This is a genomic window from Priestia sp. FSL W8-0524 (assembly GCF_038005965.1).
GTDB lineage: Bacteria > Bacillota > Bacilli > Bacillales > Bacillaceae_H > Priestia > Priestia zanthoxyli.
The window spans coordinates 581,541-605,587 of record NZ_JBBOUG010000001.1; the positions used below are offsets into that span (position 1 = coordinate 581,541).

20 protein-coding genes and 1 pseudogene are annotated in these 24,047 nt (G+C 39.8%); 20 read left to right on the forward strand and 1 reads right to left on the reverse strand.

Annotated elements, in window-relative coordinates; all coding sequences use genetic code 11:
- The first annotated feature begins 93 nt into the window (after positions 1-93).
- From NST66_RS02940 to NST66_RS02995, 12 genes are all read left to right on the forward strand, one after another.
- Positions 94-1,581 carry an aldehyde dehydrogenase family protein gene (locus NST66_RS02940; protein WP_047751593.1) on the forward strand — a complete coding sequence of 496 codons (1,488 nt, stop codon included), beginning with the start codon at positions 94-96 and terminating at the stop codon, positions 1,579-1,581.
- A gap of 25 nt (positions 1,582-1,606) precedes the next feature.
- Positions 1,607-2,983: a putrescine aminotransferase gene (locus tag NST66_RS02945; protein ID WP_243495460.1), complete on the forward strand. Its 1,377-nt coding sequence runs from the start codon at positions 1,607-1,609 to the stop codon at positions 2,981-2,983.
- Between the two features lie 122 nt (positions 2,984-3,105).
- Complete coding sequence (gene speB / locus NST66_RS02950; RefSeq protein WP_340843053.1) at positions 3,106-4,062, forward strand: agmatinase; 957 nt, start codon at positions 3,106-3,108, stop codon at positions 4,060-4,062.
- Positions 4,063-4,363: 301 nt separating this feature from the next.
- Complete coding sequence (locus NST66_RS02955) at positions 4,364-5,743, forward strand: APC family permease (protein WP_033578140.1); 1,380 nt, start codon at positions 4,364-4,366, stop codon at positions 5,741-5,743.
- Positions 5,744-5,856: 113 nt separating this feature from the next.
- Entirely contained in the window at positions 5,857-6,516 is a 660-nt protein-coding gene (locus tag NST66_RS02960; protein ID WP_014461428.1) for an HAD family hydrolase, read from the forward strand.
- Between the two features lie 306 nt (positions 6,517-6,822).
- Positions 6,823-8,208, forward strand: coding sequence for an LLM class flavin-dependent oxidoreductase (locus tag NST66_RS02965; protein WP_034269593.1), 1,386 nt, complete (start codon positions 6,823-6,825; stop codon positions 8,206-8,208).
- Positions 8,205-9,386, forward strand: coding sequence for an acyl-CoA dehydrogenase family protein (locus tag NST66_RS02970; protein WP_176344604.1), 1,182 nt, complete (start codon positions 8,205-8,207; stop codon positions 9,384-9,386). The genes NST66_RS02965 and NST66_RS02970 overlap by 4 nt, the downstream gene beginning before the upstream one ends.
- A 106-nt stretch (positions 9,387-9,492) precedes the next feature.
- Positions 9,493-10,626, forward strand: a complete 1,134-nt coding sequence (gene ssuD, locus NST66_RS02975) for an FMNH2-dependent alkanesulfonate monooxygenase (RefSeq protein WP_340843054.1) — start codon at positions 9,493-9,495, stop codon at positions 10,624-10,626.
- A gap of 15 nt (positions 10,627-10,641) precedes the next feature.
- A complete protein-coding gene (locus tag NST66_RS02980; protein ID WP_049163011.1) occupies positions 10,642-11,829 on the forward strand; it encodes an acyl-CoA dehydrogenase family protein in 1,188 nt (395 codons plus the stop codon).
- A 302-nt stretch (positions 11,830-12,131) separates the two neighbouring features.
- Entirely contained in the window at positions 12,132-13,076 is a 945-nt protein-coding gene (locus NST66_RS02985) for an ABC transporter substrate-binding protein (protein ID WP_028412138.1), read from the forward strand.
- A gap of 79 nt (positions 13,077-13,155) precedes the next feature.
- Positions 13,156-14,190: a FecCD family ABC transporter permease gene (locus NST66_RS02990; RefSeq protein WP_049163013.1), complete on the forward strand. Its 1,035-nt coding sequence runs from the start codon at positions 13,156-13,158 to the stop codon at positions 14,188-14,190.
- Positions 14,191-14,196: 6 nt separating this feature from the next.
- Positions 14,197-15,213, forward strand: a complete 1,017-nt coding sequence (locus tag NST66_RS02995; protein WP_049163015.1) for a FecCD family ABC transporter permease — start codon at positions 14,197-14,199, stop codon at positions 15,211-15,213.
- A 26-nt stretch (positions 15,214-15,239) separates the two neighbouring features.
- On the opposite strand, the gene NST66_RS03000 is transcribed toward NST66_RS02995, so the two are convergent.
- Complete coding sequence (locus NST66_RS03000) at positions 15,240-16,241, reverse strand: DUF3231 family protein (RefSeq protein WP_033578148.1); 1,002 nt, start codon at positions 16,239-16,241, stop codon at positions 15,240-15,242.
- A 247-nt stretch (positions 16,242-16,488) separates the two neighbouring features.
- Between NST66_RS03000 and nei the strand changes: the two genes are divergently transcribed.
- From nei to NST66_RS29260, 8 genes and pseudogenes are all read left to right on the forward strand, one after another.
- The gene (nei, locus tag NST66_RS03005) at positions 16,489-17,307 is read left to right on the forward strand and encodes an endonuclease VIII (protein ID WP_028412142.1); all 819 of its coding nucleotides are present in this window, start codon (positions 16,489-16,491) and stop codon (positions 17,305-17,307) included.
- A gap of 104 nt (positions 17,308-17,411) precedes the next feature.
- Complete coding sequence (locus NST66_RS03010) at positions 17,412-17,789, forward strand: FAS1-like dehydratase domain-containing protein (protein WP_013055587.1); 378 nt, start codon at positions 17,412-17,414, stop codon at positions 17,787-17,789.
- Positions 17,790-18,004: 215 nt separating this feature from the next.
- Positions 18,005-19,384 (forward strand): DUF6612 family protein, encoded by a 1,380-nt coding sequence (locus NST66_RS03015; protein ID WP_049163018.1) that lies wholly within the window; start codon positions 18,005-18,007, stop codon positions 19,382-19,384.
- Between the two features lie 156 nt (positions 19,385-19,540).
- Positions 19,541-20,446, forward strand: coding sequence for an N-acetylmuramic acid 6-phosphate etherase (gene murQ / locus NST66_RS03020; protein WP_028412145.1), 906 nt, complete (start codon positions 19,541-19,543; stop codon positions 20,444-20,446).
- A gap of 12 nt (positions 20,447-20,458) precedes the next feature.
- Positions 20,459-21,313 carry a MurR/RpiR family transcriptional regulator gene (locus NST66_RS03025; protein ID WP_033578150.1) on the forward strand — a complete coding sequence of 285 codons (855 nt, stop codon included), beginning with the start codon at positions 20,459-20,461 and terminating at the stop codon, positions 21,311-21,313.
- A 90-nt stretch (positions 21,314-21,403) separates the two neighbouring features.
- Positions 21,404-22,765, forward strand: coding sequence for a PTS transporter subunit EIIC (locus NST66_RS03030; RefSeq protein ID WP_033578151.1), 1,362 nt, complete (start codon positions 21,404-21,406; stop codon positions 22,763-22,765).
- Positions 22,762-23,772, forward strand: coding sequence for a MupG family TIM beta-alpha barrel fold protein (locus tag NST66_RS03035; RefSeq protein WP_049163020.1), 1,011 nt, complete (start codon positions 22,762-22,764; stop codon positions 23,770-23,772). Before NST66_RS03030 ends, NST66_RS03035 begins: the two co-directional genes overlap by 4 nt.
- 145 nt (positions 23,773-23,917) lie before the next feature.
- A pseudogene (locus NST66_RS29260) lies at positions 23,918-24,040 on the forward strand (LacI family DNA-binding transcriptional regulator); the annotation flags it as partial.
- Between the last annotated feature and the right edge of the window lie 7 nt (positions 24,041-24,047).

Here is a 24,047-nt window from a genome sequence, read left to right on the forward strand (position 1 = left end):
CATTCAAAATATACAATTAATTATCAGAATTATAAGTTTTTTTAAGGTTTAAAATGACTGACAATCAGTCGTTATTCGATAAGGAGGTATTTTATGGATCGTACAGCCGTTAAAACTTTAACCTTGAATATGTACATAAACGGAGAGTGGAGAAAAGCAGAGAAGCAGCGCTCTACTGTTAATCCAGCGACAGGTGAAGTGATTGGATATGCTGCAGAAGGCAGCGCAGAAGATATGAAAGCAGCAATTGAAGCAGCACGAGAAGCCTTTGACAACGGAATTTGGTCTGAGACTTCTGCATCTGACAGAGCAGCCATCTTATTCAAGATTGCCGATAAGCTTGAGGAAGCGAAAGAAGAACTAGCAGCATTAGAAACAATGGATAACGGAAAGCCCTATCGTGAAGCTGAGGCTGATGTGGAAGATGCAGCTGCTTGTTTTAGGTATTACGCTGGGTTAATTACAAAGCCAGACGGTCAAACGTACAGCGTTCCTGCACCTATGCAAGCAATGGTTATAAAAGAACCAATCGGCGTGTGCGGATTGATTGTACCTTGGAATTATCCGCTATTAATGAGCGTGTGGAAAATTGCACCTGCTTTAGCTGCAGGAAATACGATTGTATTTAAACCTTCTGAAGTGACACCAGTTACTCCTACAAAACTTTTTGAGATCTTAGAAAGCGTAGGATTGCCAAAAGGAGTGGCAAACCTTGTTATGGGAGCCGGAGATACTGTGGGAAATACGCTTATTCAAGATAAGCGTGTTGATAAGATTTCTTTTACAGGCGGAACGGTAACTGGAAAACACATTATGCGTCAAGCAGCAGAAAATGTAACGAAGGTATCTTTAGAACTTGGAGGAAAGTCACCGAACATTATATTTGCTGACGCTGATTTTGAAACAGCTGTAGATTATGCCTTGTTTGGAATTTTTGCAGGGAGCGGCCAAATTTGCGCTGCAGGTTCTCGTATTTTAGTAGAAGAAAGCATTGCTGAGCGATTTATCGAACGTTTTGCAGAACGTGCTCAAAAAATTAAAGTAGGAAATGGAATGGACCAAGAGATTGAAATGGGTCCTCTTGTAAGTGAAGAACATATGAAAAAAGTATTAAAGTACATCGAAATTGGAAAGCAAGAAGGCGCCCGCCTTGTATGTGGAGGCAATCGAATCACCAGCAGTGGATTGGAAAAAGGATTCTTTGTAGAACCTACGGTTTTTAGTAGCGTTACGTCAAATATGAAAATTGTGCAAGATGAAATCTTTGGGCCCGTGGTTGTTATTCAAACGTTTAAAGATGAAAAAGAAGCTATTAAGCTTGCAAATGATACGGAATATGGTTTGGCAGGCAGCGTGTTTACAACTGACGGTGCAAAAGCTCTTCGGGTGATTAAAAAGCTGCGTGCGGGCATCACTTGGGTAAACACGTATCATTTTACGTTTAACGAAGCACCTTGGGGCGGATATAAGCAGAGCGGAATTGGCCGAGGACTGGGCACGTTTGGATTGGAAGAATTTCAAGAAGTAAAACAAATTAATATTAATTTACAAGTAGAGCCAATCGGCTGGTTTAAAAATTAAAAAGTAGAGAAGGAGCGATATTAAAATGAATACAGTGACGAAAAATCAAGAGGTAAACAAAGCATATGGTGAAGTAAACGAATATATCAACAAAGTGCTGGGACTTATTGAAAAAAGCGAAGTGTCAGCTGAAGAAGCACAGTGGATTACGAAAGAAACAGTAGACGGATTTCGCGAGCATGTCAACCCAGGCTTTTTAGAATATCGTAAAACAGTAACGGTGGATACGCAGTTTGCAGCTGTTGAATGGTCAGATGAAGGTTCTTGTTTTACGGATGTAAACGGTAAAAAATACATTGATTGTTTGGGCGGGTTTGGAATTTATAACGTGGGACACCGTCATCCTAAAGTAGTCAAAGCTGTTCAAGATCAGCTTCAGCGTCAAGCCCTTCATAGCCAAGACTTATTAGATCCACTTCGTGCGATGCTTGCTAAAATTTTAGCAGATATTACACCGGGGGATTTGAAGTATTCCTTTTTCACAAACAGCGGAACAGAAAGTGTAGAAGCCGCTTTAAAACTAGCGAAAATGTATAGTGATCGAACAACGTTTATTTCCACAACACGTTCTTTTCATGGAAAAAGTCTAGGTTCTTTATCAGGTACGGCAAAAGGAATGTTCCGTAAACCATTTCTGCCGTTAATTCCAGGTTTCCGTCATGTACCGTTTGGTGATATTGACATGATGCGCAAAACATTTGAAACGTGCGCGCTTGTAGGGGAAGATGTGGCAGCTGTTTTATTAGAACCAATTCAAGGAGAAGGGGGCATTATTCTTCCTCCTGAAAATTATTTAAAAGAAGTGCGTGCACTATGTGATGAGTACGACGCTATCTTAATTTTTGATGAAGTTCAAACAGGCATGGGACGTACCGGTGAAATGTTTGCATCAGAATTATACGATGTTGTACCCGATATTTTATGTCTTGCTAAAGCGTTTGGAGGAGGAGTTATGCCTGCTGGCGCGGTTGTAGCAAAAGAAAAAGTGTTTTCAAGCTTCTTTGATAATCCGTTTATGCACACAACAACGTTTGGAGGCAACCCGCTTGCCTGCGCAGCGGCTATTGCAACTATTAACGTGTTGATTGAAGAACAGCTGCCAAACCGTGCAAAAGAGCTAGGAGAATATTTCCTTGCTGGTTTAAAGAAAGCTGCTGAAAACCATGGAGATAAAGTACTTGAAATCAGAGGGCAAGGCTTAATGATTGGAATTGAGTTCCACCAAGATGAAATTGGCTACGCGCTTTCTAAGGGAATGTTTGATGAAGGAATTCTAGTAGCTGGGACGCTTGTAAACTCTAAAACAATTCGTATTGAGCCACCGTTGACTATTGCAGCTGAAGAAGTAGATCAAGTCATTTCTACATTTGAAAAAGTATTAAATGGGCTGAACCACCAATAAATGTAACAAGGAGCAATGAATATGAGTCGTCAAACGTTTCTTATTCCTGTATTGCTTTCAATGATTTTAGTAGTGGAAATGCCTAGCGACTAACTGAAATCATTGAAACGGAGGAGTAAATTATGAAATATCCATTGTCCCCAGATGTCAAACCAGAGTTTTGTACAACGGGCTCATTTATGAGGCTGCCAGCGGAAAGAGAAAATGCAAAAGTAGGGCTAGTAGGAATGCCGTTTGATACGGCAGCATCTTTCAGAGTAGGTGCACGCTTTGCACCTCAAGCCATTCGTCAAGCTTCCATGACGCTGTTTCCTTATCACCCGGTACACGACGTATACCCATTTGATGATACAAATGCCATTGATATTGGTGATGTGCCGGTTATTCCGCACAATATTCACAGAAGCTATGAATTAATGGAAGAAGCGGTAGGAGCTCTTATGGATAGAGGAATCGTTCCAATTGGAATCGGAGGAGATCATTCTGTTACTTTAGCAAGCCTTCGTGCTGCTGCTAAAAGATATGGCCCAGTGGCTATGATTCATTTTGATTCTCATACAGATACGTGGGATACGTATTATGATGAAAAATATTGGCACGGATCTCCTTTTATACGCGCATATGAAGAAGGGCTAGTAGATCCGAAGAAAGTTTTTCAAATTGGTATTCGCGGAACATTAAATCATCCGGGAGATGTTCAAGAAAGCAAAGATCTCGGTTACCATGTAGTAACGGCAAGAGAGCTTGAACATCAAGGGTTTTCATTGATTTTGGAGCAAATGAAGACAGCGATTGGAGATACCCCGTGCTTTTTAACATTTGATATTGATTTTATTGACCCTTCGTGTGCACCGGGAACGGGAACGCTTGAAGTAGGCGGATTCAGCAGCAGAGAAACGCTGCAAATGATCCGTTCTCTGACGGGATTTAACTATGTTGGATTCGACTTGGTAGAAGTGCTGCCCGCTTATGATCCAACGCAGATAACCTCTTTGCTTGCAGCTACAATCATTCATGATTTTGCTAGTTTAGTTGCAGTGAAAACGAAAAGAGAGTCATTGGATACGATGATTAAATAACAGTTTGTAAGCAGAAATCCCTCTTATTCAGAGGGTATTTCTGCGTGGATATAGCAGGAGATTAGGAATATATAGCTATTTAAAATAAAGCGCTTTCATAATATGATAAAAGAAAAAGATAGTTTGTTAGCAACCCTTACCAACTTAAAGAAATAAATCATATATTTGCTTATAGTAAATGTAACAACTCTTTATATAAAAATGAATGAAAGTCATTCATTTTTATATAAAGAAATTAAATCATATGCATTTATGGGTTAAATTGTCAGAATGTTCTTAATAAAGTGAAGGGGGAAGATAAATGAAACATGAAACAGTAACATTAAAAAGGTCGTTGAAATTATGGCAGATTGTATTAATGGGGATCGGATATATGACTCCGATGGTAGTGTTTGATACGTTTGGGATTGCGTCTGATATGACGAATGGACACGTTCCCACATCTTATATCATAGCCCTTGTCGGGATGCTTCTCACGGCAGTAAGCTACAAAAAGATGATTCAAGTGTTTCCAAATGCAGGCTCAGCCTATACATATACGCAAAAGACAATCAATCCACATTTAGGGTTCTTAGTTGGCTGGTCTGCACTAATGGATTATCTCTTTTTACCGATGGTTAACGCACTTATTTTTCAAATTTATTTATCATCTATTTTTCCTTCGGTACCATCGTGGATTTGGGTTGTCAGTTTCGTCATTATCGTTACGCTGCTAAATTTACGAAGCGTTAATTTCACCGCCAATTTCAATACGTTTCTTGTTGTATTTCAAATGACGATTTTAGTATTGTTTGTTGCTGTTTCAGTCAAAGCGTTGCTAGGCGGAATGGGGGAAGGAACCCTTTTTTCTATGAAGCCTTTTTTTAATCAGAACATGACGTCATCAGGGCTAATAGCGGGAGCGACACTTATGTGTTTTTCCTATTTAGGGTTTGATGCAGTGGCCATGTTATCAGAAGAAACGCCCAATCCTAAAAAAACGATTCCGCGAGCTATTTTTTTAGTTGCGTTAATTGGAGGAGTCATGTTTACCGTGACATCTTATTTTATCCAAGCGGTTTTTCCAACGTTAGAAGGATTCAAGCATCCAGACGCTGCAGCTCCTGAAATTGCTATGTATGTGAGCGGCACGCTGTTTCAAATTGTCTTTTTAGCTGGAGGAATTGCAGGAACATTATCATCAGGCATGTCATCGCATGCAAGCGTTTCACGTTTATTATACGTAATGGGACGGGATCGAATTTTACCTCAGTCATTTTTTGGTTATGTTCATCCTAAGCTGCGCACTCCCTCGCGAAATATTGTATTGGTCGGAGTTGTATCAGCAACTGCCATTTTCTTCAGTCTGGCAACGGCTACTTCATTTATTAATTTTGGAGCACTCATTGCGTTTTCTTTTGTTAATATTTCGGTTATCGCGCACTATGCTGTTCATCAAAAGCAGCACCGGTCGGCTAAGGGATTTTTGTCATACATTGTTATGCCACTATTAGGAGCAGCAGCGATTGGCGTTTTATGGCTTAACTTGGAGCGCAATTCATTTTTACTTGGGATTGGCTGGGCGATTGCTGGTTTAGTTTATTTGGTGTATGCAACGAAAGGTTTTAGAAGGCAGCTGTCTTCCATTGAGTTTAAGGAAACAGAAGAAATGTCACCTTTGATGAAAGTCGGAGAAAAGTAAGGATAGAAACTACCTGTTTAAGCCTATCTTATTAAGGAAGCCACATTTATGGATTACGTATTTTGAACGTGTTACTATGTAAGAACGATAAGATAGAAAAAGGTAGGTAAATTATGATTAAAGCAGTTGTGTTTGATTTTGATGGATTAATTATTGATACAGAATCAGTGTGGTACGAGGTGTACCGCGAAATGTTAGAAGACAGGGGAGTAGATCTACCGATTGCAACGTTTGCTTCTTATGTGGGAACGGATGCTACGGCACTTTACGATTATTTGCTTCAGCAGTTTAACAATGAGTTCACGAAAGAGGAACTGGCTCAAGAATCGTTAAGACGTCATCAAGAAAAAATGAAATCATTAGTAGCCCGAGAAGGTGTAGCAGAGTACTTGGCAGAAGCAAAAGAACTTGGATTAAAAATTGGTTTAGCAAGCAGCTCATATCGCGACTGGGTAACAGCATTTTTAAAAGAGCTAGATTTGCTGCACTATTTTGAAGTCATTCAAACGCGCGATGATGTAGAAAAAGTGAAGCCAGATCCGGCTCTTTACCGAAATGCAATTGAAAAGCTAGGCGTAGAGCCTTCTGAAGCTTTAGCATTTGAAGATTCTTCTAATGGAGCAAAAGCTGCCATGGCAGCAGGCTTGCGCTGTGTGATTGTACCAAATCCGTTAACTAAACATCTGTCATTCGAAAGATATCACTTACATATCGAATCGATGAAAGAGAAAAGTTTAAAAGAAGTGATTCAGTATCTTTGTATTGAAGACTAAAGCGAAAAGCGGCGCATTTTCCAAAAGAAAATGTGCCGCTTTTTTTATTGTTTTACTGCTTCTTCAGTCAAATCAAAAGGATTATCTACAGGGTTATAGACGCCGTCGTAATGTTTTTTAGTTATTAGAATAATAAGTCAATAACCTTTAAAGAAATCCTAATTCAGTATTAGTAATAGCTTCATTTATGTTTCGTTATAAGGGAAGAAGTTTCATTGACACTCTGGAAGAATATGTTTTAAGATTGCTTCCAAACAGTCTTAATTCTTAGTTAATTTATGTATTTAATTAGTTTTGGAGGTTTCTATGGGGAAACATATTTATTTAAATGCGTTTGATATGAATTGTGTTGTACATCAGACACCTGGTTTATGGACGTACCCAAGTGATCAGGCGTCCGAATATAAAACGTTAGATTACTGGGTAGAGTTAGCTAAGCTATTGGAAAAAGGAAAGTTTGACGGTTTGTTTTTAGCTGATGTATTAGGCATTTATGACGTTTATAGGCAAAGTAACGAAGGAGCTCTTAAACAAGCTGCTCAGCTTCCGGTGAATGAACCAACTGCACTTATTTCCGCTATGGCGTATGCTACAAAGCATTTAGGGTTTGGGGTAACGGTATCTACTACTTATGAGAAGCCTTATGCGTTTGCGCGAAAATTTTCGACATTGGATCATTTAACAAATGGCCGTATTGCATGGAATATTGTGACTTCATACCTTGAAAGTGGATCAATCAATCTAGGATTAGAAGAACACTTTACGCATGAAACCCGCTATGATATTGCCGATGAATTTTTAGAAGTCTGCTATAAGTTGTGGGAAGGAAGTTGGGAGGAAGGAGCTGTTGTAAAAGATAAAGAAAAAGGAATTTTTACACTTCCAGACCGGGTTCATCCGATTAATCATAAAGGGAAGTGGTTTAGTGTTCCAGGCGTACATTTATCAGAACCTTCACCGCAGCGGACTCCAGTTTTATTCCAAGCAGGAGCTTCTGCACCAGGAAGAGAATTTGCTGCCAAACACGCTGAATGTATCTTTACAAGTTTTCCTACTAAAAAAGTAGCCGCAGATTACGTGAAAAAAATGCGCGCTCAAATTGCTGCAGAAGGCAGAGACCCACAGAGCGTATTAATTTTCAATTTATTTACACCAATTGTTGGACGAACTGAAAAAGAGGCGGAGGAAAAGCTTGCCCAGTTTGAGAGCTATGTCAATTTCGAAGGAGCAGCCACGCTGTTTAGCGGCTGGACGGGAATTGATGTTTCTGCCTATGAGCCAGAACAGCTCATTGAATTTATTGCAACGAATTCGGTTCGTTCTGCTTTAGAGAAATTTACAATAAGTGATCCCGATAGAAAGTGGACGATAGAAGAAGTAGTGAAATTTGTCAGTATCGGAGGGATGGGCCCAGTTACTGTGGGTAGTCCAGAACAAGTAGCTGATTTTATGGAAGAATGGATAAACGATACGGGCATGGATGGGTTTAATATGGCTTATGTGACCACACCGGGAACGTTTGCTGATTTTATTGATTTAGTGATTCCTGTTTTGCAGGAAAGAGATTTATTCAAAATGGATTACAGTGAAGGAACTTATAGAGAAAAGCTATTTAAAAAATCACATTTCTTGCCTGATGAACACTATGGCGCTCGATATCGAAAGACGAGCCAAAAGGAGAGTTTAACATGACCGCGACCACTGTAAAGGAAGAAATTTATCTTGATCAAGCAAAAAAGCTGTCCGTTTCTTTTGCAAAGGATGCAGCGCAAAGAGATAAAGAAGGCGGAACACCCAAGCAGCAAAAAGATGCTATTCGCCAAAGCGGGCTGTTAAATTTATTAATTCCTCAAAAATATGGCGGAGAAGGCGGGAAATGGTCAACAGCTTTGGCTATTGTTCGAGAGTTGGCCAAAGGCGATGCAGCATTAGGCCACTTATACGGCTATCACTCCTTGTTTGTCTCAGATATTCGAATCAAAGGTACAGAAGAACAGCAGGCTTATTTTTATCCTTTATCTGTTCAGCAGCAAGCTTTTTGGGGAAATGCCTCTAATCCTTTAGTAGAAAGTCTAAAAGGCGATAAGCAATCAGAAGGTTATCTATTAAATGGAACAAAAGCTTTCGGTTCTGGTTCACCTGATTCTCAGTACTTATGGCTATCGTTTAATGATAGAGAAACGGGGCAATATTTAAACGGAGTCGTGCCTACTGCGAGAACAGGCATTACCGTCAAGGATGACTGGAATGCGATGGGACAAAGACAGACGGGAAGTGGAAATGTAGATTTTAAAAATGTACGAATAGAAGAATATGAAGTGGTTCAAGATTTTGTTGAAAATCCTACTCCTTTTTCAACTATTGGAGCCTCGCTGTCGCAAATTATTTTAACGAATGTCTTTATAGGAAGCGCTTTTGGAGCAATTGAAGAAGCACAAAACTACACGGCTTCTAAAACACGGCCTTGGTTAACATCAGGGGTAGAAAAAGCTTCGGATGATCCAGGTATACTGCGAAAATACGGTGAACTTTGGATTCAAGCGAAAGCAGCCAGTGCACTTGCAGATGAAGCAGCTCTCATATTGGATGAAGCGTGGGAAAAAGGCAGAAAATTAACGGAAGAAGAACGTGGAAATCTAGCAGTTCACGTAGCGGCTGCCAATGTTTTCGCTGGTAATGCTGCACTGGATATCACAAGTAAGATATTCGAAGTTATGGGAGCGCGTTCGGTTCATGCTGAATACGGATACGACCGATTCTGGCGTAATGTAAGAACTCATACTCTTCATAATCCAGCTGAATACAAGCTTCGAACGGTTGGGAACTGGGTGTTGAATCAGCAGTACCCTACACCTAATCCGTATGCTTGATTTAAAAATAGTAAAAAATGAAGCTATCAGACAACTGAGGCTCCTTATTGCAGTTTATTTGTAATAACGGAGTTTTTTTTGTAGCTTTCAAAAGGGGCGAATAGAAGTGGAGTTATTTTGGTTTATTCCAACGTACGGAGATGGACGTTATTTAGGAAGCCATGAAGGAGCCAGGGCTGCAAGCTATTCTTATTGCAAACAAGTTGCACAAGCTGCGGATGAGCTAGGATATAGCGGGGTTTTGCTTCCGACGGGAAAGTCATGCGAGGATGCGTGGATTGCTGCATCTACTTTAGTGCCAGTCACTGAAAATCTGAAGTTTTTAGTGGCGGTACGCCCCGGTTTAATGTCCCCTACACAAGCCGCAAGAATGGCGGCAACATTTGACCGCTTTTCTAAAGGAAGGCTTCTTATTAATGTCGTAGCAGGAGGAGATCCTGTGGAGCTAGAAGGAGACGGGGTGTTTTTGAACCATCACGACCGCTATGAGCTGACAGATGAATTTTTAACGATATGGAGAAGGGTATTAAATGAATCCGATGTTCACTTCGACGGAGACTACTTGAGTGTTAAAGGTGGAGACGTGCTTTATCCGCCGATCCAAAAACCGTATCCTCCGCTTTATTTTGGAGGTTCTTCTCCTGTAGCGATGGACGTTGCCTCAAGGCATATAGACGTCTATTTAACTTGGGGAGAGCCACCTGCGCAAGTAAAAGAAAAAATTGAACGAATGAAAGAAAAAGCTAGGCAGACAGGAAGAGAAATTCGATTTGGCATCAGGCTTCATGTCATTGTTCGTGAAACTGAAGAACAAGCCTGGAAAGCGGCAGATGAACTGATTCAACATGTAGATGAAGAAGCCGTTAAATCAGCCCAAAAAGTATTTTCTCGAATGGATTCAGAAGGTCAAAAACGTATGAGCGCCTTGCATCAAGGCGACCGTTCAAATTTAGAGGTAAGCCCTAATCTATGGGCTGGTGTAGGGTTAGTTCGAGGAGGCGCAGGGACTGCTTTAGTAGGGGATGCTGATACGGTGGCACAGCGAATCAAAGAATATGCTGAGTTAGGTATCGAAACATTTATTTTATCTGGATATCCTCATTTAGAAGAAGCATATCGAACAGCAGAGCTTTTGTTTCCAAGACTTCCAGTTCAGCGTAAGCAAAATGAGAACGAGCGCACATTTATCAGTCCATTTGGTGAAGTGAAAGTGAATGATAAAGCACCCGCTAAAAGGTGAGAAAGGAGGGGGATCATGAACAACACACAAACGGTTGCAGCGTCTCAAGAGAAAATCTTTGAATTGGCTAATCAGTTGGCTAAAGAGTTTTTCAAAACAGCCGCAAAAAGAGATAGAGAAGGTGGAACGCCTCTATATGAGCGTAATCTACTTAGAAAAAGCGGTCTTTTAGCACTCCCCATTCCTAAAGAATACGGAGGTTATGGAGCCGGCTGGCCGATTGTTTTTAAAGTCGTGAATATCATTGCGAAAGCAGATAGTTCACTTGCACACTTGTTGGGGTATCATTATTTGACGGTTTGTTCGACGTTTCTGTTCGGAAGTACTCAGCAGTACAAAACTTTTTACGAAGAAACAGCAGCTCAGCAGCTTTTTTGGGGCAATGCCTTTAATCCTAGAGATTCAGGGTTGAAAGCAGTTCGAGAAAACGGACGATTAATGCTCAGCGGAAGCAAAAGTTTTTGTTCGGGGGCAACGGATTCCGATCGTTTGTTAGTATCGGCTCAAGAAGAAAACGGTGAGGTATTGCTATGTGTACTTCCTACTCATAGAGCAGGAATCGTTACTGAAGATAATTGGGACGGATTTGGGCAGCGTCAAACGGACAGCGGAAGTGTAAAGTTTGAAGGTGTTATCGTTTATGAAGAAGAAATATTGCATAAAGCAGATGGAGAGCAAAAGGTTTTTCCTACGGTACGAACACATTTAGCTCAGCTTATGCTCACTCACTTATTGTACGGTATTGCTCAAGGCGCTTTGGAAGAATCAAAAGCTTATCTGAAGGCTCATACAAAACCGTGGCTAAGTTCAGGTGTTGAAGCAGCGGAGCAAGATCCTTATATTATTCAGGAATACGGTGAAATGAGTTTAAACCTTCATGCTTGTTCAGCACTTATAGAAAAAGCTGTTACAGAATTTGATCGTGCATGGGCAAAAGAAGATGCGCTAACGGAACAGCAGCGTGGCGATTGTGGAGTCGCCATTGCGATGGCTAAAACGTTTACTGCCAAAACAGCCTTACATATTACTTCCACTATATTTGATGGGATGGGTGCTAGGGCCACGTCTGATCAGTACAAATTTGATCGCTACTGGCGCAACGCACGAACAATTAGCTTACACGATCCTGTTGCTTACAAGCTTCGTGACATAGGTAAATGGTATCTTAGCAGTGAACTGCCGCCGATTACCCCATATTCATAGAAGTCTACTAAAAAAAGAGGTTGGGACAAAAGTATTTTAATTGTAGGAAGATCCGAACGATGAATCGTTCGGATTTTTTATGGTTAAGGTGAACGTAGGTTTCATATGTTGAGTTGCTTCTAGCTGTTGATTGGATGGGTTTCATTATGTAGCAATTTCTTTTTTAATAGAATGGGTATAACTTTTTTAATTAAAAAATAACGAATCAGCTTGTTTAAATAGATAAAACTGATATAATGATAACGATTATCAGTTTCAAGAGTCAATTATCTACATAAAGATACAAGCAGGAGGAATGACATTTGAATAAGAAAAAAATAGGACTGCTGGCTTTTATTACAATGCTGGCAATCGGAATGCTTATCGGCTGCAGCAGTACGAACAAGGAAAATTCAGCCGATGAAAAAAATGAAAAAACAAGAGTGGTTAAACATGAGCTTGGAGAGACAAAAGTAAAAGAAAATCCAAAGCGAGTAGTTGTATTAGAGTTAGGTTTTATTGATGCATTGTTAGATGCTGGTATTAAACCTGTAGGAGTAGCTGATGATGATAAAGCAGAACAGCTTATTGATAAAGATGTACTAAAAGAAATCAAAGGATACAAATCAGTTGGCACGCGAGCACAGCCTAGCTTGGAGTCGATTAAACTGTTGAAGCCAGATTTGATTATCGCTGATTCAGAACGTCATAAAAATGTATATAAAGAATTATCGAAAATTGCGCCAACAATTGAATTAAAAAATTTAAATGCTAATTACGATGATTTACTAAATACGGAGTTAAAAGTAGGAGAAGCGGTTGGCAAGAAGGCAAAAGTTGAAAAAGTTGTAGAAGAGCATAAGCAAAAAATGAAAGATTTAAAAGCAAAAGCGCCAAAAAATCCGGGCAATGTACTTGTTATCGCTGATGCAAATGGTAATATTAATGCTAGAACTTCAAATTTCTTTACAACGGGTGTTCTTGAGCAATTAGGCTTCAAAAATGCATTAACAGATCCTACAAAAGAGTACAGTGTAAAAATGACAATGGAACAGCTCGTAAAAGCAGATCCAGACAAACTCATTGTTATGCGAAATGAAAAAGGTCATACGCCTTTAGCAAAACAGCCATTATGGAAAGAGCTAAAAGCGGTTAAAAATAATCAAGTGTATGAAGTTGATGTATTTAAATGGTCTCTTCGCCGAAGTGTACAAGGTGCAAATGGTATTGCAGATGAAGCAGAAAAGTTATTATTTGAAGGCAAATAATAACGAAGAAAAGAACAATCCAGCGGGGTTGTTTTTTTCTTTTTATTGAACTTTCAAATGGAAGGAGGCGCAGTCTACTATGAAAGCTGTTCACGGTTTATCCAAAAGAAACAAATCTCCACTTCGCATAACAGCTATTTTTCTTGCTGTTATCATTCTTTTACTGATTTCTATGTTTTTATCTATTTCCATCGGTTCTATACATATTTCTTTTGGGACGATTAAGCAAGCTTTACTAGATTTTGACGGATCAAAAGAACAATCGATTATTCAAACTGTCCGCCTGCCTCGCTTATTGGTCACGGCATTTGTTGGTGCTAATTTGGCTGTCGCCGGAGCGTTGATGCAAGCATTAACTAGAAACCCATTAGCTTCTCCTGGTATTTTTGGTATTAATGCCGGGGCATCAGCGGCAATGGTATTTTTAACGGTTTTAGTGCCAGGTGTAAGCATGATTGGCGGGGTGTTTGGAGCATTTTTAGGAGGCGCCTTTGCTGCTGTTATTGTCTACGTCATGAGTTCGTTGATTAAAGGAGGAGACAGCGATGTAAAGCTTGCTTTAACGGGTGTCGCTATACAAGGTATGCTTATGTCTCTTACACAAACGCTGCTAATTTTTAATGAAAGCAAAACAGAAGGCGTTATGTTCTGGCTCACCGGCTCAGTTATTGGGCGGGACTGGGGACATGTTCACGTGTTGCTTCCTTTTAGCATTGTAGGTCTGCTTGTTGCGTTTGGTCTGGGAAGAGCGTCTTCTTTGCTATCTTTAGGAGATGATGTAGCTAGAGGACTCGGGCAGCGAGTCTTTGCCATTAGAGCGTTCACTGCAGTTGTTGTGATTGTATTAGCTGGTGTTTCAGTGGCGATTGCGGGTCCTATTGGATTTGTAGGGCTTGTTGTTCCTCATATGGTGCGCTATTTAATAGGTGTAGATTACCGAGTTGTTTTGCCAATGAGCGCGCTGCTTGGAGCATCTTTACTGCTATTAGCAGACGTATTGTCGCGATTTATTACATACCCGTATGAGACCCCTGTAGGTGCAGTAACAGCATTGCTTGGAACACCGTACTTTATTTACTTAGCGAGACGCAAAAAAACAGAAAGGAAGGCATGAGTATATATGCAGACTGTCAATAAAACAAAAAAGCAGCCATCTCGATTCAAGTCTGTCAGCCTGTTTATCATTCTTTCTGTCTTAATTATAGCGCTGAGCGTGATAAGCCTGAGCTTAGGAGACATTAACATACCTCCTTTAGATATTATTACGTCTTTTATTGGCATTGGCGATCCTGACTTGACGTCTATTTTGGTAGAATTTCGCCTGCCTCGTATTTTGCTGGCTATTTTAACCGGGATCGGCCTAGCTGTGTCCGGAGTCGTCGTACAGTCTATTATGAGAAATCCGCTCGCTAGTCCCGATACATTAGGTCTTTCAAGCGGATCAGGGTTAGCTGCTGTTGCAGTCACTATTTTACTGCCTTTAGCAAGTCCGTCTGTTTTATCAGTCGCTGCGTTTGCAGGAGGCTCCTTTGTCTTCGTAATAGTCTATTTGCTTGCTTATAAAAAAGGAGTAGAACCTATTCGATTTGCGTTAATAGGTGTAGCGGTCAGCGCTTTTTGTTCATCCGGTATTCACTTGTTAATTTCAAAAGCAAATCCAAACGTAAACGCAGCACTCATTTGGCTGAGCGGCAGCTTATGGGGAAGAACATGGGATCAATTGATTGGTTTACTTCCGTGGGTCGTTATACTAGTACCGCTGATTTGGCTGTTAGCTGCTCGGTTAGATTTAATTCATTTAGGCGATGAAGTGGCTAGGGGGCTAGGGGCTAGAGTAGAGCTAATTCGTCTAGTATTACTAGCAAGCGCAGTGGCAATGACGGCTGCCGTTGTATCGGTTGTTGGTACCATTGGCTTTGTCGGGCTTATTATTCCTCATGTGGCCAAACGGTTAGTGGGACCGAGACATAAACAACTGATTCCTACAGCCGCTTTACTTGGAGCTTTGTTTGTACTAGCGGCAGATTTGATTGGGCGAGGAATTGCTCCTCCGATTGAAATTCCGGCCGGATTAATCATTGGCATTATCGGCGCTCCGTATTTTCTTTATTTACTGTGGAGAGAATCTAAAAAATAAGCTCGCGCTTTAGCGCGAGCTTATTTTTATTCCAAGTGAATTTTGGGAAATGGAATATGCGGAGGCTCTTCTAGCCATCCTTGTTCAATACTTATTCTTGATACTTCTTTGGCATATTCCAAAATTTCAGTCGTGAAGTTTGTATAGTTTAAAGCGAGATCTAAACGGGGGCTTGTTGACATCGCAAGCCCGTAGCCACGTACATTTTCAGTAATCATCGCAGCTAGGTGAAACATCATGAGTTTTTCTGAAAATGGGGGAACAGAAGACTTTTCTACTCCGTAATCCCACTTCATTGTGACCGGTATGTTTTCTACCATTAGCGGTTGTGACAGGGATTCAATATGCTGCTGCACAAGCTCTCTACCCTTTAATAAAAAAGCCTGAATGTCCTGAGAAGGAGCTGTTTGAGCAAACCCTAAAATTAAATCCTTTGCAATTAAGTTCGTCTGTATGCTTGACACGATATGAGAAATTTCAATGACGGTTAACGGCCGCTTTTCATCAAAATAGCTTCCTAAGAAGAGTTCTTTATCGTTCATATCAGACGCATCTGCAATAGGAATGGGAGGCAGTTCTATAAAAATTTGTTTTTCTAACAACAAATCTGTAATCGTTTGGTTAAGCTTTTCTGCTTTTAACAGCAAGCTGCGAAAAAAAGATCGTACATCATTTCTTGCGGCAACATCGACGCCCGTAGTTGCTGACAGCAGAAGGACATTTGAAATATGCTTTAAATAAAGCAAATAAAAAGAATCCGAAAATAATTTTGGAGCTTCAGCGTCAAGGTCTTCTTCTCCGAAACCAAGCGGGATTGGCATATTTTCTTTTAAAAAGATAGCAGTGAGCGCATCACTGTTTTTTGTTGTGATATGCAGTGTACCTTGAATCGCTTTTTGAATCTCTAAATCGTCTACATGACAAAGAAATTGTTTGAGCATACAAGAAATCGCTTTATCGTTCATATATTGCTTCCAAATAACAGCCATCTCAGCGGCTGATAGTGGAGAAAATGATTGATTATTCATAATAAACTCCTCATGCTAAGTAATTAACAAGTTTCTAAAAGGTTACCAACTAGTATAAGTCAAAGGAAGTAAGATAAACACTATAGAAAGTAAAAAAGGTATCAACATTTTACTATAAGAGTAAACGTCATGCATAATTTAAAGGTTCTTTTAGCAAAAGAAGGGCGCAGCCGCTTCTTTCTTGCAAAGCAGAAATAAAACCGAAATAATAAATGAAGAAAGTTAGGCAAGAAAGGAGTTTCATTATATGCCAGAAGGTCCAGAAATTAGACGAGCAGCCGACGAAGTGGAAAAAGCGATTATCGGTCTTCCTGTTCGCGAGATATGGTTTGCTTTTCCATCTTTGCAACATTATGAAGAAGTATTAACAGGAGCTCGTATTGAGAGAGTAGATACAAAAGGAAAAGCTATGCTTATTCGTTTTGACAACGGCTATACCATTTACTCACATAATCAGCTTTATGGAAAATGGTATGTTCGTTCATCTTACAATTATCCATCTACAAACAGACAGCTGCGCCTTGCAATTCATAATGAAAAAAAATCAGCGCTGCTTTATAGCGCTTCTGATATTGAAGTATTGCGTGATGAAGAAGTTCCTGCTCATCCTTTTGTATCAAGGGTTGGTCCTGATATCTTAAGTGAAGAAGTAACGGCAGGTGAGCTTTTAGACCGTTTTTATTCTAAACCATTTTATCGTAGAAAGTGGGCATCGCTGCTGCTAGACCAAAGCTTTATAGCTGGGATTGGCAATTACTTGCGCAGTGAAATCCTATTTGTAGCGGGAATTAACCCTGCAGCTCGTCCCATAGACTGCACGGAAGAACAGCTTAAAAAGGCAGCTGAAGCAACCATTTCTCTTGTAAAACAGTCCTATAAAACAGGTGGCATTACAAATGATGTAAAGCTTGCTGAATCGTTAAAAAAGAAAGGGCAAAAGCGCTCTGCATACCGCCACTGGGTTTTTAACCGTGAAGGAGAAGCTTGTCGAATTGACGGCACGCCTATTCTAAAAGTCCAAGCTGCTTCTAGAAGGCTTTATTACTGTCCTACTTGTCAGAAATAGCAGGATATATTTATTCTGCTATTTTTTTGATGTGAAAATGAATGACTGTTCATTTTTGTGATATAGTTAAAAAGTAAAGTCATAATCTTAAGGGGAGGGATAAGATGGAATGTAAAGCAGGAGATACATTTACGTGGCAAAGAACGTTTCAAGAGGAAGAAATCATGCAGTTTGCGGAGATGACTGGAGACCGGGGCAAACATCATATAGAACGTGACGAAAAAGGGCGGCTAATGGTACATGGGCTTATGACTGCTAGTATTGGGACAAAGATAGGGGGAGACTTAAACTACATTGCAAGAGAAATGGTGAGTGAATTTCTTCGTCCAGTTTTTGCAGGAGATACAGTTACCTGTGAATGTATATTAACTGAAGTAGAAAAAGCAGATGGTTTTCAAAAAGTGAAAATCAAATCAGTGTATCGAAATCAACAAGGTAAAGAAGTACTGATAGGGACAAGTAATGGAATTATAAGAGATTGAAATGAAGGCGCTAACAAAAAATAAGTTATGAAGGTTGTTAAAAAAGTCACGGATTCGTGACTTTTTTATTGTTCAATTTCCTTCTTTTGTTGGTTACCATTTAAATGTAAATATGGTAATTTAGTAAAGTTGAGTTTCACAAATGGTAAAAATGTGTATTTACTAAGTACATAGATTCTTATTTTTGGAAAAATATTTAAAAAGGAGTTTCTTAGATGAAAAAAATAATGAATACCGGCTTAGCACTATCATTCGCTCTATTGCTTTCGGCATGTGGGATGCCGTCTTCAGAGGAATTAACGGGTGACGTGAAAGAAGCACAAGAAAAGGTGAAAAATGTTCAAGTGAAAGTCAATGGGAAAGAAGAAGGATCGTCTGATTACAAAGTCAACGGAGTACAAGAGTTTGATTTTAAAAGTAAAGCAGGTTACATTCACACAAAAATGAACGGCGAAGAATTGAAGATGTATCATGACGGTGATGAAACGTTAGCTGTGGCTGGAGAAGAAAGCACAAAAGTACAGGGAGAAGAAAAAAAGTACGTTAAGACTTTAATTAATAACGCTAGGGAGCTTCAACAAAATCCAATACGCTACTACCAAAAATATGATAAAAATCTTCCAAATGAATTTGACGTCACCGAAAAAGGCAAAGAGTATGTATTAACATTTAACGGAGACAAAGACAAAAAGCAAAAAATTGTAGCAGGTGATGCTAAAGCTTATTATAAAATAACAAATCAAGGCAGCGATACTGCTGTAGACCTTGACCAAATTAAAGGAAAAGATTTTTCGCTTATTGTGACAATTGATAAAGAAACGAAGCAAATAAAGAAAGTAGTAAAAAATCAGTCGTATTCAGTTAAAGTAGACGGAAAAACAGAAAACTCAAAGTCTAAGCAAACGTATACGTATACATATAACCAATTAGACAATGTAACAAAACCAAAAGTGGAAGCAAAAGCCGCTGCTGCTTCTAATGGTAGCAGCACCGAAACGCCAAGTAAAGAAAAGCAGGCTGCCTATGCCAAGGAAGCGGGACAATACGTGGATGCTTTAATTCAAGCCACTGTTTATCAAAATACAGATCAATTTGTTGCTAAACATCCGAATCAGCAAGATAAGAAACAGGTAAAAGAAAAAGGGGAGTTCCAAAAGAGTTCGTTTGTAGAGTTTTTTGAAACGAATTTTAAAGGGGCTTTATCATCATTGAGCTCAAATATAACCGATGAGCAGTTAAACGAAGTAAGCAGCGCTTTTCTAAAAGCTCTTTCATCTACAAAATATACCATTAAAGATGCAGCGTATAGTGCTGAAGATGATGCGTACGTCGTACAAGTCGAAATTCAAGGATTTAACGATGCAAGTGTATTAGCGGAAGTCATGACACCACTTGCAGAAAAATATCAGGCGGGTGAGCTGAGTAACGAGCAGTTAGTAAACGAACTTATTGACGGAGTAGCAAAACGCTATCGTGAGCCAGTTGAATTACTTCCGGCAAAAACAGTCCCTGTACACGTCGTAAGAAATGGTGAAAAAGATTACGAAGTTTTAATGCAAGATGAGTATCTGTTAACATTTGCTCAACAATCATAAATAGACATAAAAAAGGATTTCAGCTATATGCCTGAAATCTTTTTTTATGTTGTTTTAAAATATAATTTCAAAAAATAAAATAAATTATTGAAATTATATTTTAAACGAATTATAATAACCATAACTTCACTACATGATGAAAAAGGGGCCGAAAAGATGAATGAACAGCTTACGTTATTAACAACAGAGTCTCAAAACGAGCAGACCATGAAGATAGATACGGCTAGTACAAAAGAAATTTTAAACGTAATGAATAAAGAAGATCAAAAAGTGGCGCTGGCTGTGCAAGAGGTACTTCCAGACGTAGAGGTAGCAGTTGAGTTTGTAAGCGAATCGTTTCAAAAGGAAGGGCGGCTTATTTATGTCGGAGCAGGAACAAGCGGACGGCTGGGAGTATTGGATGCTGTTGAATGCCCGCCTACTTTCAGTACCAATCCCAATCAGGTACAGGGACTGATGGCTGGAGGAGAAAAAGCATTTGTGAAAGCAGTTGAAGGTGCAGAAGATAAAGAAGAATTGGGAGCAGCAGATTTACAAAAAATACATTTAAATGAACGAGACACAGTCATTGGAATTGCTGCAAGCGGACGTACGCCTTATGTGATTGGTGCATTGAAATATGCAAAATCTGTAAAAGCTAAAACAGTGGCGCTGTCTTGCAATGGTAATTCACTTATTGGAAAAGAAGCAGATCATAGCATCGAGGTAGTAGTAGGTCCAGAAGTGCTAACAGGTTCCACAAGGTTAAAAGCAGCAAGCGCTCATAAAATGATTCTCAACATGATTTCTACCGCGGCCATGATTAAAGTAGGAAAAGCATATGAAAATTTAATGATAGATGTTCATGTGAGTAATGAAAAGCTTAAGGAACGAGCGATAGGTATTATTTGTAAAATTACAGGTGTTTCTTACGAGCGAGCAAGTCAAACGCTTGAAGAAGCAAATAATGAGGTAAAAACAGCAGTGGTTATGATCAAAACAAATGAAAATTACGACACCGCAAAGATGTTACTGAATAATGCGGGGGGGTATGTGAGAAAAGCGATTGAACATTACGTATAAAGGAGAGAAACGATGTCAACAGGCGGATTAACAATGATTAAAAACACGGTGGCTAAGCTTCCAGATTCGGAGCGGAAAATTGCTGAATATATTTTAAACAACCCGCATACTGTGGTAAACAGTACGGCTGGGGAACTAGGAAGACTAGCGAATGCGAGCAGTGCTGCTGTTATTCGTTTGTGTAAATCTATCGGGGTTAGCGGCTTTCAAGAATTAAAGGTTAGAGTAGCCGGTGATTTAGCTAAAGATACAGAACAAGGATACCGTGACATTGAAACAAATGAAACAATTCAATCTATTGTCAAAAAAACGGCAAGCAACAGCATTCAAAGTCTAAGTGATACGGCTGAGCTTGTGAATTATAAAGAAGTAGAGCGGGCTGTTTTGGCGCTGATTGGAGCAAAAAACATTCATTTTTTCGGAATTGGTGCTTCACATATTATTGCTATAGATGCGCAGCAAAAATTTCTTCGAATTAATAAAAATGCGACGGCTTTTGCGGATAGCCATTTAGCAGCTACACTCATCGCAAATGCAAGTAAAGACGATGTAGTTGTGGGTATTTCTTTTTCAGGAGAGACTCCTGAAGTAAGCAACGTCTTATCTTTAGCTAAAAATCGCGGAGTAAAGACGATTAGCTTAACTAAGTACGGACAGTCTACCGTTTCGTCTTTAGCAGATATTTGTTTGTATACGTCTTATTCTCAAGAAGCGCCGTTTCGAAGCGCAGCAACATCGTCTCGTTTAGCCCAGCTTTATGTGATTGATGTTTTATTTTTAAGTATTGCAGCGCAGCAGTACGACCAGACGATTGAGTATATTGACAAAACAAGAGATGCCATTCAGTTTTTGAAAGATAAGAAATAAAAAAAGAAAACGATTACAAAAAAGGGGATTTTGTGGTCTGTTTCCTCAGTGGCGTATCCATCTAAGAGGAAAATACAAAGGGGGATTAACATGTCTTTAGATAATCATCAATTAGCAAAGGCTGTTTTGGAGATGCTTGGGGGAGCATCTAATATTGAAGCGTATACGCATTGTATGACGCGGCTGCGTGTGACTATAAAAGATGATTCAATTGTTAAAAAGGCAGATATACGAAAACTTGAAGGCGTGCTCGGATTAGTGGAAGAAGAAACGCTGCAAATCATTATTGGGCCGGGCAAAGTGAACAAAGTAACAGAAGAATTTGGAAAGTTAATTGATGAATCCGGCGGTATTAACTTAGAAGATCGTGCAGCACAGCGGAAATCGGAGCTGAAAGAAAAAAATGCAACTCCGTTTAAGCTGTTGCTTCGCCGAATTGCAAGTATTTTTATTCCGTTGATACCTGCTCTTGTAGCATCTGGACTTATTACCGGAGTGACAAAAGCAGCTGTGCAGGCGAAGTGGCTTCCGGCAGATTCACAGATTGCTATTCTTTTAACCGTTATCGGAAGCGGTTTATTTGCCTATCTGGGTATTTTAGTAGGTATTAATGCAGCAAAAGAATTTGGTGGTTCGCCAGCTCTAGGAGGCTTAGCGGGCATTTTAGTCATTAATCCTGCCGTAGCTGATATTAAACTTTTTGGTGAAGCACTTTTGCCGGGGCGTGGGGGCTTAATAGGAGTGCTGCTTGCAGCAATCTTTATGGCCGTGTTAGAAAAACGAGTACGTAAATTTGTCCCACAGTCACTGGATATTATTATTACACCAACCGTTACGGTGTTAATTACAGGAATTATTACGTATGTGGTATTCATGCCAATCGGCGGCTTCATTTCAGATGGAATCACAAAAGGTCTTTTAGGAGTTTTAGAGGTTGGAGGAGTTGTAGCAGGCTTTGTTTTAGGGGCAACGTTTTTGCCGCTCGTTATTACAGGACTGCATCAAGGTCTTACTCCGGTCCATTTAGAGCTTATTAATTCGATTGGAGATGATCCGCTTCTTCCTATACTAGCAATGGGCGGAGCCGGTCAGGTTGGTGCAGCTTTTGCTATTTATATCAAAACAAAGAAAAAACGCTTAAAGCGAGCAATTGGAGGCGCACTTCCTTCAGGGCTGCTGGGAATCGGAGAGCCGCTTATTTTTGGAGTCACACTTCCTTTAGGGCGTCCATTTTTAACCGCTTGTCTTGGAGCTGGAATCGGCGGAGCGTTTCAGGCGCACTTCCATATTGCAACTGTAGCAGTGGGAGTATCGGGTTTGCCGCTTACGTTTTTAGTTCATGCGCATCAAATTCTTCTTTATTTACTTGGATTAGTTATTGCTTACGCAGCAGGCTTTATTTGTACCTATTTCTTTGGATTTAACGATGAAATGGCGAGGGAGTTTGAATGATTGGCATTTCATTTTATTTGAACGATAGAGATGCCAAACAAAGATTAGTAGAAGCGAGTGAATGCGGCGTTACACGCGCATTCACTTCACTTCACATTCCAGAGGAAAAAGGAGATTTGGCTGAACGGGCAAAAGAATTGCTTCATGTGGCTAGAGATTGTGGAATAAGCGTGTATGCAGATGTATCTAAGCATACACCGGTTCATTTAGGTATCGAAAGCCTTATGACTCTATCTTCACTTGGCGTATCAGGTATTAGACTAGACGATGGCTTTAGCGTAGAAGAAACGATTTTACTTGCGGATGAGTTTTATATTGCCCTTAATGCAAGTACAGTGTCAAAACTAGAAATAGAAGCGCTATTATCTGCAGGCCTTCATCATCATCAGCTGCTTGCTTGGCATAATTTTTATCCGCGGCCTGAAACAGGGCTTGAAGAAACGTTTTTTCAACAGCAAACAGATTTATTTAATGAACTTCGTATTCCAGTTTGTGCTTATATTCCTGGAGAAGGCGAAAAGAGAGGACCTATTTATCAAGGACTTCCTACTAGAGAAAAAGACCGTAATAAATGTCCTTTTACCTCTGCAGTAGATTTATACGGATGCGGAGTAACGGAGGTTTATATTGGAGATCCATACGCCAGTTCAAATTTATTAAAACGTTTAGTTCAATATCAAGAAAACCGCATTATTCCGCTACGCATTCGTTCACCTCATATACAGGGAACGTACAGCGTGCGTCCGGATGTATCAAGAGACGTTCTGCGTTTGGTTGATACACGATCTGTAAAACCAGTGCTGCCATTTCATACAGTAGAACGCAGAATCGGAGCAATTACAATGGACAATGATGGCTACGGACGTTACAGAGGAGAGGTTCAAATAGCTAAAAGGAATTTGTCTGCAAATGCTAATGTGAATGTGATTGGGTATGTAATAGAAGAAGATCATGAGCTGCTTTCATTAGTGAGACCGGGACAAAAACTTAAGCTTATCAATGTCTAAAAGGAAAAATGGATTCATCATCGAATCCATTTTTTTATTTAAGCGGAAGAAAAAAGAATTGTCAAACTAAAATGAAAGCGTTATACTGAGTTTAGTAAAACGTTAAACTAAAAATGGAGATGGTCATCTGGTTACAATTAAAGATATTGCAAAAGCAGCAGATGTTTCAATTACGACTGCCTCCCTCATTTTAAACAACAAACCGGGAGCAAGCAGAATTTCTGAAGCTACTAAACTGCGTGTAATTGCAGCTTCAAAAAAATTAGGCTATATCC

What these genes read in the sequence shown, in the direction of transcription:
- NST66_RS02940 (WP_047751593.1), top strand. Translation starts at nt 94, where the DNA reads ATGGATCGTACAGCCGTTAAAACTTTAACCTTGAATATGTACATAAAC.
- NST66_RS02945 (WP_243495460.1), top strand. Translation starts at nt 1,607, where the DNA reads ATGAATACAGTGACGAAAAATCAAGAGGTAAACAAAGCATATGGTGAA.
- speB (WP_340843053.1), top strand. Translation starts at nt 3,106, where the DNA reads ATGAAATATCCATTGTCCCCAGATGTCAAACCAGAGTTTTGTACAACG.
- NST66_RS02955 (WP_033578140.1), top strand. Translation starts at nt 4,364, where the DNA reads ATGAAACATGAAACAGTAACATTAAAAAGGTCGTTGAAATTATGGCAG.
- NST66_RS02960 (WP_014461428.1), top strand. Translation starts at nt 5,857, where the DNA reads ATGATTAAAGCAGTTGTGTTTGATTTTGATGGATTAATTATTGATACA.
- NST66_RS02965 (WP_034269593.1), top strand. Translation starts at nt 6,823, where the DNA reads ATGGGGAAACATATTTATTTAAATGCGTTTGATATGAATTGTGTTGTA.
- NST66_RS02970 (WP_176344604.1), top strand. Translation starts at nt 8,205, where the DNA reads ATGACCGCGACCACTGTAAAGGAAGAAATTTATCTTGATCAAGCAAAA.
- NST66_RS02980 (WP_049163011.1), top strand. Translation starts at nt 10,642, where the DNA reads ATGAACAACACACAAACGGTTGCAGCGTCTCAAGAGAAAATCTTTGAA.
- NST66_RS02990 (WP_049163013.1), top strand. Translation starts at nt 13,156, where the DNA reads ATGAAAGCTGTTCACGGTTTATCCAAAAGAAACAAATCTCCACTTCGC.
- NST66_RS02995 (WP_049163015.1), top strand. Translation starts at nt 14,197, where the DNA reads ATGCAGACTGTCAATAAAACAAAAAAGCAGCCATCTCGATTCAAGTCT.
- NST66_RS03000 (WP_033578148.1), bottom strand. Translation starts at nt 16,241, where the DNA reads ATGAATAATCAATCATTTTCTCCACTATCAGCCGCTGAGATGGCTGTT.
- nei (WP_028412142.1), top strand. Translation starts at nt 16,489, where the DNA reads ATGCCAGAAGGTCCAGAAATTAGACGAGCAGCCGACGAAGTGGAAAAA.
- NST66_RS03010 (WP_013055587.1), top strand. Translation starts at nt 17,412, where the DNA reads ATGGAATGTAAAGCAGGAGATACATTTACGTGGCAAAGAACGTTTCAA.
- NST66_RS03015 (WP_049163018.1), top strand. Translation starts at nt 18,005, where the DNA reads ATGAAAAAAATAATGAATACCGGCTTAGCACTATCATTCGCTCTATTG.
- murQ (WP_028412145.1), top strand. Translation starts at nt 19,541, where the DNA reads ATGAATGAACAGCTTACGTTATTAACAACAGAGTCTCAAAACGAGCAG.
- NST66_RS03025 (WP_033578150.1), top strand. Translation starts at nt 20,459, where the DNA reads ATGTCAACAGGCGGATTAACAATGATTAAAAACACGGTGGCTAAGCTT.
- NST66_RS03030 (WP_033578151.1), top strand. Translation starts at nt 21,404, where the DNA reads ATGTCTTTAGATAATCATCAATTAGCAAAGGCTGTTTTGGAGATGCTT.
- NST66_RS03035 (WP_049163020.1), top strand. Translation starts at nt 22,762, where the DNA reads ATGATTGGCATTTCATTTTATTTGAACGATAGAGATGCCAAACAAAGA.